The sequence below is a fragment of the Planomonospora antibiotica genome (genome assembly GCF_014647955.1).
Lineage (GTDB): Bacteria > Actinomycetota > Actinomycetes > Streptosporangiales > Streptosporangiaceae > Planomonospora > Planomonospora parontospora.
This window is the reverse complement of the sequence record NZ_BMQE01000027.1, coordinates 21186-35607: the sequence shown is the minus strand read 5'-3', so window position 1 is coordinate 35607 and position 14422 is coordinate 21186. Positions and strand designations below refer to the sequence as shown.

12 protein-coding genes are annotated in these 14422 nt (G+C 70.5%); 10 read left to right on the top strand and 2 right to left on the bottom strand.

The genetic code is table 11. The annotated features are described in order from the left end of the window. Nucleotides 1–4 precede the first annotated feature (4 nt). The 6 genes from murJ to trxA all read left to right on the top strand — a co-directional run bounded on the left by murJ (nt 5) and on the right by trxA (nt 6480). Entirely contained in the window at nt 5–1612 is a 1608-nt protein-coding gene (murJ, locus tag IEZ06_RS22945; RefSeq protein WP_189238758.1) for a murein biosynthesis integral membrane protein MurJ, read from the top strand. A 194-nt stretch (nt 1613–1806) separates the two neighbouring features. Then, the gene (locus IEZ06_RS22940; RefSeq protein WP_189238757.1) at nt 1807–3345 is read left to right on the top strand and encodes a protein kinase family protein; all 1539 of its coding nucleotides are present in this window, start codon (nt 1807–1809) and stop codon (nt 3343–3345) included. A gap of 134 nt (nt 3346–3479) precedes the next feature. Continuing rightward, nucleotides 3480–4127: an RNA polymerase sigma factor SigM gene (sigM, locus tag IEZ06_RS22935; protein ID WP_268245622.1), complete on the top strand. Its 648-nt coding sequence runs from the start codon at nt 3480–3482 to the stop codon at nt 4125–4127. Further along, a complete protein-coding gene (locus IEZ06_RS22930) occupies nt 4117–5034 on the top strand; it encodes an anti-sigma factor family protein (protein ID WP_189238755.1) in 918 nt (305 codons plus the stop codon). The genes sigM and IEZ06_RS22930 overlap by 11 nt, the downstream gene beginning before the upstream one ends. 125 nt (nt 5035–5159) lie before the next feature. Further along, nucleotides 5160–6095, top strand: a complete 936-nt coding sequence (trxB, locus tag IEZ06_RS22925; protein WP_189238754.1) for a thioredoxin-disulfide reductase — start codon at nt 5160–5162, stop codon at nt 6093–6095. A gap of 61 nt (nt 6096–6156) precedes the next feature. Then, nucleotides 6157–6480 carry a thioredoxin gene (gene trxA, locus IEZ06_RS22920; RefSeq protein ID WP_189238753.1) on the top strand — a complete coding sequence of 108 codons (324 nt, stop codon included), beginning with the start codon at nt 6157–6159 and terminating at the stop codon, nt 6478–6480. A 190-nt stretch (nt 6481–6670) separates the two neighbouring features. Here the strand turns inward: trxA and IEZ06_RS22915 are convergent, their stop codons facing one another. Beyond that, the gene (locus IEZ06_RS22915) at nt 6671–7276 is read right to left on the bottom strand and encodes a GNAT family N-acetyltransferase (RefSeq protein WP_229798574.1); all 606 of its coding nucleotides are present in this window, start codon (nt 7274–7276) and stop codon (nt 6671–6673) included. A 321-nt stretch (nt 7277–7597) separates the two neighbouring features. Between IEZ06_RS22915 and IEZ06_RS22910 the strand changes: the two genes are divergently transcribed. From IEZ06_RS22910 to IEZ06_RS22895, 4 genes are all read left to right on the top strand, one after another. Beyond that, nucleotides 7598–8830 (top strand): aminotransferase-like domain-containing protein, encoded by a 1233-nt coding sequence (locus tag IEZ06_RS22910; RefSeq protein ID WP_203871949.1) that lies wholly within the window; start codon nt 7598–7600, stop codon nt 8828–8830. A gap of 219 nt (nt 8831–9049) precedes the next feature. Continuing rightward, complete coding sequence (locus IEZ06_RS22905; RefSeq protein ID WP_189238750.1) at nt 9050–10006, top strand: D-alanine--D-alanine ligase family protein; 957 nt, start codon at nt 9050–9052, stop codon at nt 10004–10006. Between the two features lie 99 nt (nt 10007–10105). Then, on the top strand, nt 10106–11158 hold the full coding sequence (locus IEZ06_RS22900) for a threonine aldolase family protein (protein WP_189238749.1): 1053 nt from the start codon (nt 10106–10108) through the stop codon (nt 11156–11158). A gap of 753 nt (nt 11159–11911) precedes the next feature. Further along, on the top strand, nt 11912–12328 hold the full coding sequence (locus tag IEZ06_RS22895; RefSeq protein WP_189238748.1) for an HIT family protein: 417 nt from the start codon (nt 11912–11914) through the stop codon (nt 12326–12328). 1114 nt (nt 12329–13442) lie between these two features. On the opposite strand, the gene IEZ06_RS22890 is transcribed toward IEZ06_RS22895, so the two are convergent. After that, nucleotides 13443–14414: a ParB/RepB/Spo0J family partition protein gene (locus IEZ06_RS22890; protein ID WP_189238747.1), complete on the bottom strand. Its 972-nt coding sequence runs from the start codon at nt 14412–14414 to the stop codon at nt 13443–13445. Nucleotides 14415–14422: the final 8 nt, after the last annotated feature.

The window sequence follows — 14422 nt, the reverse complement described above, 5'->3', positions numbered from 1 at the left end:
AAGCATGAGCAGGGTCCTGCGTGCGAGCGCGATCATGGCCGCGGGCACGATGGTCTCCCGCGTCACGGGCTTCGTCAAAGCCGCGGTGCTCGTGGCCGCGCTCGGCAGCGCGCACATGGGCGACGCCTACACCGTCGCCAACGCGATCCCGTTCATCCTGTTCGACTTCCTCATCGGCGGGATCCTGAGCAGCGTCGTGGTCCCGTCGATCGTGCGGCGGCAGAAGAGCGATCCGGACGGCGGCCGGTCCTACGAGCAGCGGCTGCTGACGATCGGCACCGTCGCGCTGGTCCTGCTCACCGCCGCGGCGGTGCTGCTCGCCCGGCCGCTGATCGGCCTGTACACCGACGACGACTGGAGCGCCCGGCAGACCGAGGTCGCGGTCATGCTGGCCCGGTACGTGCTGCCGCAGATCGCCTTCGTCGGCGTCGGGGCGCTCGCCGGGGCGATCCTCAACACCCGCGACCGCTTCGCCGCGCCGATGTGGGCTCCGGTGCTCAACAACGTCGTGATGATCGGCGTCCTGGTCCTCTACCTGGTGACGGCGGGCCGCTCGGGTGCGGACGTCGAGGCGGTGAGCGACGCCGACCTCACCCTGCTCGGCCTCGGCACCACCGCCGGGATCGTGGCCCAGTGCCTGGTGCTGATGGTCTCGCTGCACCGGGCAGGCTTCCGCTTCCGGCCCCGGTTCGGCCTGCGCGGCGTGGGCCTGGGCGAGATGGGCCGGACCGCCGGCTGGGGCATCGTCTACGTGCTCATCACCCAGGTCGGCTTCTGGGTCACCACCATGATCGCCTCCGGTGCGGGCGGGGAGGTGGAGGGCGCGGGGAACACCGCCTACGCCCAGGCGTTCCAGCTCTTCCAGCTCCCCTACGGGATCATCGCGGTCTCGGTGATCACCGCGATGCTGCCCCGGATGAGCCGGTCGGCCGCCGAGGGGGACCTCGGCACGGTCCGCGACGAGTTCGCCTCGGCCGTGCGCCTGGTCGCGGTCCTGCTGGTCCCGGCCGGGCTGCTGCTGATGGTGCTGGGACCGGCGGTCACCGTGCTGATCTACTCGTGGGGCAACAACACCCTGGACAACGCCGTCTACATCGGCAACGTGCTCCAGGTCTTCGGCCTGGCGCTGATGCCGTTCTCGCTCTTCCAGCTCCTGCTGCGGGTCTTCTACGCCTTCGGCGACACCCGCACCCCGGTCTTCATCGGAGCGGGCAACACCGCGGTGAGCATCGGCCTCAGCCTGCTGTCCGCCGCCGTCCTGCCGCCGCGCTACATCGTGATGGGGCTGGCGTGCGCGCTCACCGCCGCCTACGCCACGGGCACCGTGGTCGCCTGGGTGCTCGCCTCGCGCCGTACGCGGGGACTGAACGGGCGCGTGGTGGCCTCGGGGCTGTCCCGGATGTACACCGCCGCCCTTCCGGGTACGCTGGCGGCTCTCGGTGTGCTCTGGCTCACCCGTGAGCTGGCCGACCTGACCCCGCTCAGCGCGGCCGTCATGCTCGTGGCGGGCGGCGGGGCCGGCCTGGCGCTCTACCTGGTCGTCGCGCACCGCATGCGCATCCCCGAGGTGAGTTCGATCGTTGGAATGGTCACAGGACGAGGACGCCGGTGACTCCGATGTTTTCCCCGCCCGTCCGGTAGGGAGAACACGGGTGGAACGGTGCGGCACTACCATGGTGCGACGCGTGTGACGACGCGCGGTGAGTGGAAGCAGGAGGGCGTGGGCGGATCCACCCGGCATCGTGTGATGAGGCCTGACGTGCCCGCAGGGCGCGACGCTGACGCGTTCCCAGTTTCGGAGAGTTCATGAGCACCTCCTCGGCGATCGAGCCCGGCACGAAGCTGGCCGAACGGTTCCGGCTCGAAGACCGCGTCCACGAGTCCAGCGGGGCCACGCTCTGGAAGGCCATCGACGAGGTGCTCGCCCGGCCCGTCGCCGTCCACACCTTCGATCCCGACTTCCCCCGCCTCAACGAGGTGATCTCGGCCGCCCGTACGGCCAGCCGCCTCACCGACCCGCGGCTGACCCAGGTCTTCGACGCCACCGAGGACGACGGCTGCTCCTACGTCGTCAGCGAGTGGGTGACCGGGGACAACCTGGCCGACCTGGTCGCCGCCGGGCCGATGGAGCCCGAGCGCGCCGCCGCACTGGTCGCGGAGGTCGCCGAGGCGCTGGCCCACGCCCACGAGGCCGGTGTCCCCCATCTCTGCCTGACCCCCGAGCACCTGGTGTGGACGGCGGGCGGCACGGTCAAGCTGCTCGGCCTCGGGGTCGACGCCGTCCTCGCCGACGTGGTGCACGACAGCATGCGGGTCGAGGACGCCGCCCGCGGCGACGCCGAGGGCCTCGGCCGCCTGCTGTACGCCGGGCTGACCGGCCACTGGCCGGGCGAGGAGACCCCCGGCGGGCTGCCCGTCGCGCCGACGGACAACGGGCACTACTGCACGCCGCGCCAGGTCACCGCCGGCGTCCCCGGTTACCTCGACACCATCGTCTGCCGGGCGCTGCTGCCGGAGAGCAAGCGCGGCCAGACCCCGCTGACGAGCCCCGCGGAGGTCGCCGAGGCGCTCAGCTCGGTGCCCCGGCCCGCCCCCATGCCCATGCCGGCGCCGCCGCCCGCCCCTCCGCTGGCGGCCTCCCGCTCCGAGGGCCTGGACACCGCCGCCTCTCCGCAGCGCCACACCCCGCCTCCGCCCCCGCCGTACCGGCCGGTCCATCAGCCGCACCCCTCCGGGGGCGGCGGTGCGCTCGGCAAGGTGGCCGTGGGGCTGGTCGTCCTGCTGGTCATGGCCGCGGTCGGCCTGGGCGCCTGGACGCTCGGCCGCAGCATCGGCAAAGCCGGTGACGCCCCGGAGGCCGGCGGCGGCGCGTCGCCCACGCCCACGACGGGGACCACCGCGACCCGCGAGGTGAAGCCCGACTCCGCCCAGGGCTTCGACCCGCTGGGCGACGGCGACGAGCGGAGCGAGCTCGCGTCCCTGGCCCTGGACGGCAAGCCCTCCACCGACTGGCACTCCGAGTCGTACCCCTCCGCCGACTTCGGCCGGTTGAAGAAGGGCGTCGGCCTGCTGATCGACCTGAAGGAGAGCGTGGCCGTCAAGGAGGTGACGGCCGACTTCGGGCCCGTCTCCGGCGGCGCCGTGGAGCTCCGGGTGGGCGACTCCAAGGACCTCGACGACCTGGGCGCGGTGGCGAAGGCCTCCGGGCTGGGCGGTAAGGAGACCCTCACCGCCAAGTCCCCGAAGAAGGGGCGTTACGTCCTGCTCTGGTTCACCGAGGGCCCCTCCTACCAGGGCAAGTACCGCGCCCAGGTGAACGAGGTGAAGGTCCGCGCGGTCAAGTGACCGGTGGGTGCGGCGAGACGAAAGCGGTGCGATTTGATCTGGTTTACCGCTCTTCTTGCCGATCATGAGAGATTTCGTGGCACCATCTATTCCGTAGAGGTGTTCTCCCGGATCGGCATAGCAGGACTTTCCTTGTGAATTCCCCACCCGATACCCCGCCGACGGCGGATCAGCAGGAGGCGCGGACGGCCATGTCCGACGCCGATCTGCTGACCCGGCACATCGCCGGGGATCCGCACGCTTTCAGTGAACTGGTCAAGCGCCACCGAGACCGCATGTGGGCGGTCGCCCTGCGCACGCTGGGCGATCCCGACGAGGCGGCCGACGCCGTGCAGGACGCGTTCGTCTCCGCCTACCGCAAGGCGGACAGCTTCCGCGGCGAGGCGGCCGTCACCACGTGGCTGCACCGCATCGTGGTCAACGCCTGCCTGGACCGCATGCGCCGCAAGTCCGTACGGCCCGTCGCCGACGACGAGCTGATCGAGGCCGCCGAGCGCGAGACCCCGGTGCCCGACCAGACGGCCGAGCGCGAGGTCTCCATGGAGGTCTCGTCCGCGCTCAAGCTGCTCCCCGCCGACCAGCGGGCGGCCCTGGTGCTCGTCGACATGATGGGCTACTCGGTCGAGGACGCGGCCCAGGTCCTGCAGGTGCCGAGCGGCACCGTGAAGAGCCGGTGCGCGCGCGGTCGCGCGAAACTTGTCCCCATTCTTTCGCATCTGCGGAACCGATCCGACCTGTCTCGCGTCTCATCGGCGAAGGGAGCAGAACTTCGTGACGGGTGATACGCACTACGACCTGGAGGTCCTGGCCGAACTGGCCGAGGGTCTCCTCGACGCCGCCACGGCCATGCGGGTTCGCGAGCATCTCGCGATCTGCGATCCCTGTGGTGAGAGCCTCGCCGACCTCGCAGCGGTCCGTGAGCTTCTGGCGGCGACGCCCACCCCGGCGATGCCGATGGGGGTCGCGCTCCGCATCGACCGGGCGCTGGCCGCCGAGGCCGAGAACTTCCGTGGAGGTGGAATCGGGCTGGTGGAAGCACCGGCCTGGGACGACATAATGCGCGACGCGCCCTGGGAGGCCACGCCTCTCCCGGTGCCGGAGCCCGCGCTCACCGCACCTGAGCCGGAGCCCGAGCCGGAGGTCCGGCCGGAGCCGGTGCCGGCGCCCCGGCTGGGCGTCGTCGGCGACGACGGCACCGTCGTCCCGGTGACGCCGTCGAGACGGCGCAGGGCCACGGGACGGCGCCGCTGGGCGTCGGTCGCCGCGGCGGCGGGCGTGGCGGCGGCGGTCGCCGGCGCGACCGTGATGGCGACCGGCATGCTCTCGGCGGCCGGTCCGGAGAAGAAGCCGCTGATCACGCAGCCCCTGCCGAGTGCGGTTTCGAAGTACCAGCTGACCGACAGCAACTGGAACTACACCGACAAGGAGCTCCGCGGCTCGCTGATGGAGTACATCAGCCCGGCGCCCGTACTGGGCACCGCGGCCACCTCCGAGCTGACCCGCTGCGTGCAGCAGGTCTCGGCGAAGGTCGGCAAGCAGCCGTTCGCCGTCGACCGGGGCTTCTACAACGGGCAGGAGGCCAACATCGTGCTCTTCTGGCACGACCAGCCCAAGAACCGCGTGCGCGTGCACGTGGTCGGCCCGTCCTGCGAGAACGTGCGCAAGCCCGCGCTCGCCAGCTGGCGCTGATCCCGCCCGGACCGCTCAGGAGCCCGGCACGGAACCGTCCGTGCCGGGCTTCGGCGTCATCGGGAATCACCGACGCCTAGGATCTGTTGACGCGACTGGCAACAGCAGAGGGAAAGGCGCAACGCGTGATGGACGTCCGCAATGTGATCATCATCGGATCGGGTCCCGCCGGTTACACATCGGCTGTGTACTCCGCACGCGCCGACCTCAAGCCCCTGGTGTTCGAGGGATCGGTCACCGCCGGCGGCGCGCTGATGAACACCACCGAGGTGGAGAACTTCCCCGGTTTCCCCGACGGCATCATGGGCCCCGACCTGATGGACGGCCTGCGCAAGCAGGCCGAGCGGTTCGGCGCCGAGCTCGTCGCGGACGACGTGGTCGAGGTCGACCTGACCGTCACCCCCAAGGTCGTCAAGACCGCCACCGGCACCTTCCACGCCAAGGCCGTCATCCTGGCCACCGGCTCGGGCTACCGCGAGCTGGGCGTGCCCAACGAGAAGCGGCTGTCCGGCCGCGGCGTCTCCTGGTGCGCCACCTGTGACGGCTTCTTCTTCCGCGGCCAGGACATCGTGGTCGTCGGCGGCGGCGACACCGCCATGGAGGAGGCCACCTTCCTCACCCGGTTCGCCGCCTCGGTGACCGTCGTGCACCGCCGGGACGAACTGCGCGCCAGCAAGATCATGCAGGACCGCGCGTTCGCCAACGACAAGATCCGTTTCGTCTGGGACAGCGAGGTCGTCGACGTCCTGGGCGAGGAGAAGGTCTCCGGCGTACGGCTGCGCAACCTCAAGACCGGCGAGGAGAGCGAGCTCGCCGTCACCGGCCTGTTCATCGCGATCGGCCACGACCCGCGCACCGAGCTGGTCAAGGGCCAGGTGGAGCTCGACGACGAGGGCTACGTCAAGGTCGCCTCCCCCTCGACCCGCACCAACCTGGACGGCGTCTTCGCCGCGGGCGACGTGGTGGACCACACCTACCGCCAGGCGATCACCGCCGCCGGCACCGGCTGCGCCGCGTCGCTGGACGCCGAGCGCTGGCTGGCCGAGCACGACGAGCAGTGACCCCCAGAACCGAAAGCGGACCGAAAGCAGTCGCAGGAACCCGGATACAAGGGAGCAAGCAGTGGGCGCCATCAAGAACGTGACCGAGGCCAGCTTCGAGGCCGACGTGCTCAAGAGCGACAAGCCCGTCCTCGTCGACTTCTGGGCCGAGTGGTGCGGCCCGTGCCGCCAGGTCGCGCCGATCCTGGAGGAGATCGCCGGGGAGCAGGGCGAGAAGCTGACCATCGTCAAGCTCAACGTCGACGAAAATCAGGCGATCGCCCAGCAGTACGGCGTACTCCAGATCCCGACGATGAACGTCTATAAGAACGGAGAGGTTGTGAAGCAGATCATCGGCGCCAAGCCGAAGGCCATGCTGCTTCGCGAGCTCGAGGGCATCATCTAGGCGGCCTCCGCGCGGGGCCCCCGGAGGGCCCCCTGCGGCCGGTCGCTCCCCACGGCGACGCATGGCCGTACCACCCGCTTCCGAGCGGCACACCCACCCAAGTGAGAGCCCCCTCCTCCGGAGGGGGCTCTTGCGCGTCCGCGGGCTCTGCCGGAGTCCTCCGGGAGTCCGGGCGGGGGCCCAGAGCCGCTCAGACGGGCCGCAGCGCCCTCTCCGGACTCATGGATCCCAGGAGCCTCTCCAGTGCCACCTCGACGTCCTCGCGCCACGAGACGGCGGTCTTGAGCTCCAGGCGGAGCCGGGGGAAGCGCAGGTGCGGCCGGACCGTCTTGAAGCCGACCGCCAGGAGATAGTCGGCGGGCATGACGCACGCCCCGGCCTGCTCCCACTTCAGGTCCCCGAACGCCTCGATGGCCCGCACCCCGCGCCGGGTCAGGTCCTTGGCCACGCCCTGGACCAGCATCCGGCCCAGACCGCCGCCGGAGAACTCCGGGACGATGTGCGCGGTCATCAGCAGCACGGCGTCGGCGCTGACCGGCGAGGTCGGGAAGGCCGCCGAACGGGGCACGTAGAGCGGGGGCGCGTAGAGCACGAAGCCGGCCGCGGCGCCGTCCACATAGGCGATCTTGCCGCAGCTGCCCCACTCCAGCAGGGTGGAGGAGATCCACGCCTCCTTCTCCAGCCCCGGGTCGCCGGCCTCCAGGGCCCGGTCCCCGCTGACCGGATCGAGCTCCCAGAAGACGCACCGGCGACAGCGGCGCGGCAGGTCGTCGAGGTTGTCGAGAGTGACGTTCACCAACCGACGCGACACCTGTTGGCCCCAATCGCGTGCGAGACGAGTGCCCAGGCCTTCCTGGCCACGGTGGGAAACCCGCGAAAACCGCTTCCCCAGCTGGCATCGTAGCCCAGCGGAGGTCATCGTTTCAGGGCTCCGATCCCCCACGGGGAGTAGAGGTACCACTGACGTACCCTGGTTTATCTAGCTTGAGCACGTTGTGCTCCTATGACGAGGAGGTGGACCGTGGCATCCCAGGACTCGGATCACGGTCGGACCGTCGCGGCCCACGGGTCGCGCATCGACGCCTACGTCGATCGGTACGCCGCACGGGCTACCGGGATGGTCGCCTCCGAGGTCCGAGCTCTCTTCGCCGTCGCGTCGAGGCCCGAGGTGGTCTCGCTGGCCGGCGGCATGCCGTACGTCACGGCCCTGCCCCTGGACGTCGTGGGAGAGCTCGTCGCCGACCTCGTGGCCCGCCGCGGCCCGGTCGCGCTCCAGTACGGCTCAGGCCAGGGCGACCCGCACCTGCGTGAGCAGATCTGCGACGTCATGCGCCTGGAGGGGATCGAGGGGCACGCCGACGACGTCGTGGTGACCGTCGGCTCCCAGCAGGCCCTCGACCTCATCACCCGCATCTTCATCGACCCCGGCGACGTCATCCTGGCCGAGGGCCCCTCCTACGTGGGCGCCCTGGGCACCTTCTCCGCCTACCAGGCGAAGGTCGTGCACATCGCGATGGACGACGAGGGCATCATCCCCGAGTCGCTGGCGCAGACCGTCTACGCGCTGCAGACCGCGGGCAGCCGCATCAAGTTCCTCTACACGATCCCCACCTTCCAGAACCCGGCGGGGGTGACGCTCAACGCCGCGCGCAGGGCGCAGGTGCTGGACATCTGCCAGCGCGCGGGCGTGCTCATCGTCGAGGACAACCCGTACGGCCTGCTCGGCTTCGACGGCGAACCCATGCGGGCGCTGCGCGCCGACAACCCCGACGGCGTGGTCTACCTGGGGTCGTTCTCCAAGACGCTCGCCCCCGGCTTCCGGGTGGGCTGGGCGCTCGCGCCGCACGCCATCCGCGACAAGCTGGTGCTGGCGATGGAGTCGGCCGTGCTGTCGCACTCCGCCTTCACCCAGCTCGCCGTGGGCGAATACCTCGCCACCCAGCCCTGGCGCGAGCAGATCAAGACCTTCCGGGAGCTCTACCGCGAGCGCCGGGACACCATGCTCTCCTCGCTGGAGTCCCTGATGCCCGCCGAGTGCTCCTGGACGCGGCCGAGCGGCGGGTTCTTCGTCTGGGCCACCCTCCCCGAGGGGCTGGACTCCAAGGCGCTCCTGCCCCGGGCGGTCGCCGAGCGGGTGGCGTTCGTCCCGGGCACCGGTTTCTTCGCCGACGGGAGCGGCGCCCGGCACATGCGGCTGTCCTACTGCTACCCGGAGCCCGAGCGCATCCGCGAGGGCGTGCGCCGGCTGGCCGGGGTGATCGAGCAGGAGCTGCAGCTGCGCGACACGTTCGGCACCGGCGCCTTCCCCGACCACATCGGGGTGGACACCCCGGGACCCGACCTCGCGTGACGCCGGGACCCGGTCCCGCGTAGCGTCCCATCGGGTCCCCGCCCCGCCCGGGGCGACGGTTCCGGGCCCTTCCGGAGCCGGTTTCCCCGGTGACGGGCCGCCGCGTGGGCCGGCCGGGGGGCGGTGCCGTACGGTGAACGCTGTCGTCCGGCGCCCGGCCCGACGACGAGAAGAGCGGTTCGACGGGCTCGGTGCGGGCCTGAGGGAGAAGGTGTGCGGATGAGTGATCTCGGCCATGTGCTCGTCCTGGCAGGCGGACTGTCCTACGAACGGGAGGTCTCGCTGCGCTCGGGGCGCCGGGTGAGCGAGGTGCTGCGTGCGGCGGGCGTCTCCGTCGAGGCACGCGACATCGACGCCTCCCTCGTCCCCCGGGTGCTGGCCGACCCGCCCAGCGCCGTCTTCGTGACGCTGCACGGCGGAGCCGGTGAGGACGGCGCCATCCGCTCGGTGCTGGAGCTCCTCTCCGTCCCCTACGTGGGCGCCAGGTCCGAGGCGTGCCGGGTCGCCTTCGACAAGCCCACCGCCAAGACGGTCGTCCGCTCCGCCGGCGTGCGCACCCCCGAGTCGGTGACGCTCCCCAAGGAGACGTTCCACGACCTCGGCGCCTCCGCTGTACTGGCCCGGATCGTCGAGCGGCTGGGACTCCCGCTGTTCGTCAAGCCCTCCCGGGGCGGGTCGGCCCTCGGCGCCTCGATCGTGCGCACGGCCGAGGAGCTGCCCTCCGCCATGGTGGGCTGCTTCGCCTACGGGGACACCGCTCTGATCGAGCGCTGCGTCGAGGGCGTCGAGGTGGCCGTCTCCGTGGTGGACCTCGGTGAGGGGCCCACCGCCCTGCCCCCGGTGGAGATCGTCCCCGATGACGGCGTCTACGACTACGCGGCCCGCTACACCGCGGGCCGTACGGAGTTCTTCGCTCCGGCTCGCCTGTCCCCCGAGGCGGCGGCCGCCTGCGCCGAGATGGCCGTGACCGCGCACGCCGCCCTGGGCCTGCGCGACATCTCCCGGACCGATCTGATCGTCGACGGGAACGGCCTGCCGCACTTCCTGGAGGTCAACGTCGCTCCCGGCATGACCGAGACCTCCCTCTTCCCCATGTCCGTCGAGGCCGCCGACCACGACCTCGGTTCCCTCTGCCGCTCGTTGCTGGAGCAGGCCGCCGCCCGCGGCGCGGCCTGAATCCCGCGCCTCCCCGCTCCCGGGTGAAGCCCTCCCGCCTCCGGGCGAACCGGCGCACCGCCTGATCGGCGGGGAGGGCGGCTCCCATACGCTGGCACTGTGCTGACCTCCACTCTCTTTCCCAAGAGCTTCGCCAGCGACAACCACGCGGGCGTGCATCCCAAGGTGCTCGCGGCCGTCGCGGAAGCCAACACCGGAGACGCTCCCGCCTACGGCGCCGATCCCTGGACCCAGGCGATGGAAGACGCCTTCCGGAGCCAGTTCGGTGCGCGGGCGCGGGCGTACGCGATGTTCAACGGCACCGGGGCCAACGTCGTGGGGCTGGGCCTGGCGCTGCGTTCCTACGACTCCGTGCTCTGCCCGGCCACGGCGCACATCAACACCCACGAGTGCGGCGCCGCCGAACGGATCCTCGGCGCCAAGCTCATCCCCCTCCCGACGGACGACGGCAAGATCACCGCCGACGACGTCCGCGAACACCTCTCCGTCGTCGGGAACACCCAGTACGCCCAGCCGCGCGTCGTCTCCATCTCCCAGGTGACCGAGTGCGGCACGGTCTACACCGCCGACGAGATCTCCGAGCTCGCGGAGTTCGCCCACTCCAACGGTCTCTTCCTGCACATGGACGGCGCCCGTCTGGCCAACGCCGCAGCCGAGCTCGACTGTCCGCTGCGCGCCCTGACCACCGACGCGGGAGTGGACCTGCTCAGTTTCGGCGGTACCAAGAACGGGGCCCTGGGTGCCGAGGCCCTCGTCGTCCTCCGCCCCGAGCTGGACGCACCGGCGCTGTTCCTCCGCAAGCAGGGGATGCAGCTCGCCTCGAAGATGCGTTTCGTCTCCGCCCAGCTGACCGCGCTCCTCACCGACGACCTCTGGCGGGAGAACGCCGCCCACGCCAACGCGATGGCCCATCGGCTCGCCGACGGCGTCACCGACCTTCCCGGCGTCTCCCTCCGCTACCCGGTTCAGTCCAACGCCGTCTTCCCTGCCCTTCCGGAGAAGGCGATCGCCGAGCTTCAGCAGCGCTATCTCTTCCACACGTGGGACGCTTCGGAGAACGTGGTCCGCTGGATGGCCGCCTTCGACACCACGCCCGAACACATCGACACCTTCGTCAAGGACATCCGCGCCGTCATCCAGGCCGGTTCCTGAAGCGCCGCCGACCCGCGTGTTTCACGTGAAACATCGACCGCCTCTCGGGCATCCCACACGGGACGGCGTTCACCGGCCCGTACGTTTCACGTGAAACACTGCGACCGGTGTTCGGCCGGGTCCGGCTCCGTTCGTGTGGTGGTTTCCCGGCACATGCCGCTGGGCCGGGTCCGTGCGGTGGTCGGTGGCGGGTGCGGGTTTCGGTGGTTCGGCCGGGTCCTTTGCCGGTGCGGTGGCGGGTGCGGGGGCGCACGGGGGCGGGCCGGTGGTCCTGGCGGCCGTCGCAGTTGATGTCCGGTGGGTTCCGGCCTCCGGCCTGGTTCGGGCGCGCGGGGTTCGGGCTTTTATACGCCGCCAGGACCACCGGCCCGCCCCCGTGCCTTGCTGCTGCGCCGTACTCATGCGGGCCGTAGCGTCTCGCTCTCCGGCCGCCTGGTGTTCCCACCGACGCTGAAGCGATCCGTCCGGGACCGTTCAGGGCGTGGCCGCCGTAGCTGAAGCCACCCTGGCGGAAAGGAGCTCAGGGCTGAGCACCGCAGGGGCCTTGACGGGGCCGCCATGCGGAGCCGGCCCATGCAGAGACCGCCCGCCTCCCAGCGGGGTAGGGGCGCGCCGTTGCACACCTTGCTCTGCCGGAAGACGGGTCGGCTGCGAGCCGCCACCAGAAAGTCGACCGGCGGACGCACGGTTCCGAGCAGGTGTCATGAGGAACCCGCGTGCGGCAGAGATGACACAAGCGAGATCATGGCCCGCATGGAAGCCTGCATCTTCTGCGAGATCGTCGCAGGACGAGCCGAGGCCGGCATCGTCTATGACGACGACAACGTGGTGGCCATACTGGATCACAAGCCTGCCACGATCGGCCACGTGCTGGTGATCCCGCGCATGCACATAGCCGGGCTGGCCCACGCCGATGACGCGGTCGGTACGGCGATCTGGCGGGCGGCAAGGCACATGTCGGCTGCGTTACGGGCATCAGGGCTTCGCTGCGACGGGGTACGGCTGTCATTGGCCGACGGGGAGGCCGCAGGGCAAGATGTCTTCCACCTCCACCTGCACGTGGTGCCACGCTATCCGGGGGACGGCGTTGTGGTCACCGCTGACTGGAAGAAGCGCTCGCGTGAGCTTCTCGACCAGGACGCGGTCCTGATCCGGAGTGCCCTCACCTGATCGTGATGGTGAACTGTGAACGACGGGGACAGACCAACCTGCTCCCTGAAGGGCGGGGGGCGGAACGGCCCAGCTCCTCCGAGCCGATGTATCACCCGTCTCCTGAGTTTTGTATAACCCACCACAGAGGGGCATTGTGAACGGACATGAGAAACTCCGGGTACACGGCCATGGACATCCTGTTCCGCGGACAGCACTTCTCCAGGTACACGGCCATGTACTTCCTGGTCCTGCGGACATCGGAGAGGCCATCCTTGAGGCAAGGCCTCGGAGCGGCCGGGGCCTCACGATCGCCTCGGAGTGGCCGGCGCAGGGCGATGGCTGGGGGCGATCGGCGCCGCAGGGCCTCCTTCGTCGGCCCCACGGCATCGGGGCACCCCTGCGGCGCACCGGGAGGTGAACGGCGGCGGCGAGCTCGACATCCAGGGGCACCATCAGCAGGACGCCGTTCAGCCCTTCGTTGAGCGGGATTGTGGTCCGCCCACCAGGATTTTTCATGGCCGCCTACCTGGAGGCACGTGGCCATCTACCGGGAACACGGTGTCCGCCGACCAGGAGTTCCTCATGACCGCTTACAGGGCATCCCAGATGGCAGGAAGCACCGATGAGCACGTATGGATGAAACTCTGCGGTGCTCAGCCCTGAGCTCCTTTCCGCCAGGGTGGCTTCAGCTACGGCGGCCACGCCCTGAACGGTCCCGAACGGATCGCTTCAGCGTCGGTGGGAACACCAGGCGGCCGGAGAGCGAGACCCTACGGCCCGCATGAGTACGGCGCAGCAGCAAGGCACGGGGGCGGGCCGGTGGTCCTGGCGGCGTATAAAAGCCCGAACCCCGCGCGCCCGAACCAGGCCGGAGGCCGGAACCCACCGGACATCAACTGCGACGGCCGCCAGGACCACCGGCCCGCCCCCGTGCGCCCCCGCACCCGCCACCGCACGGGCAAGGGATCCGGCCGAACCACCGAAACCCGCACCCGCCACCGACCTCCACGCAGCCCTGGAGCCGCCCCACCGACACTCGTTGAGAAATCACCACACGAAACGGAGCCGGACCAAAGGAAAGGTCCCGCTGTGTTTCACGTGAAACACATCGGGACCCTGATGAGGAAGAGGGCTACTCCTCCGGCAGTTCTACCGATCCCGGAGCCATCGTCGCGATGATGCGCTCCAGGTCGTCGATGGTCGCGAACTCCACCACGATGCGGCCCTTGCGGCGACCGAAGTCCACCTTCACCCGGGTTTCGAAGTGGTCCGAGAGTCTGTCCGCCAGGCGGCGGAGCGAGGGGTCCTCCTCCGGTTTGGCCCGCGGAGCGCGAGGCGCGGGAGCGGAAGCCGCCGATGCGTCCCCCATCGCCACGATCTCCTCGACAGCGCGGACCGAGAGGAGCTCGGCCACGATGCGGTCTGCGAGGTGTTCCTGTGCGGCCGGATCGTCCAAGCTCAGCAGGGCCCGGGCGTGACCGGCGCTGATCGTGCCCGCCGCCACCCGGTTCTGGACCCGGGGCGGGAGGTTGAGAAGCCGGATGGTGTTCGTCACGTGCGAGCGGGAACGGCCGATGCGGGTGGCGAGCTGTTCGTGGGTGGCGCCGAAGTCGTCCAGGAGCTGACGATAGGCGGCCGCCTCTTCCAGCGCGTTGAGCTGCTCGCGCTGAAGGTTCTCGATCAGCGCGTCCAGGAGGAGCTTGTCTTCCTGGGTGTCCCGCACGATCGCCGGAATCAGCTCCAGGCCGGCCATCGTGGAGGCCCGCCAGCGACGCTCCCCCATGATGAGTTCGTACCGGTCGTCCCCCGCTCTCCGGACCACGATGGGCTGGAGAAGACCGACCTCCTTGATCGAGGCGGCCAGTTCCTTGAGCGCCTCGTCATCGAAGATCTCCCGGGGCTGCCGGGGATTCGGCACGATGTCCCCGACCGGGACCTCGAGGAAGTAGGCGCCGGCGACCGGCTTGAGGCTCTGCTCCTGAAGGGCCGGCTCCGGAGCCACCATGGTCGCGATCGCGCCGGTCGTGCTGGGCTCCGTGGGCGGGGGGGCCGTGGGGATCAGTGCCCCCAGCCCTTTGCCCAGCCCTCTCGGCTGCTTACTCACTGCCCCTC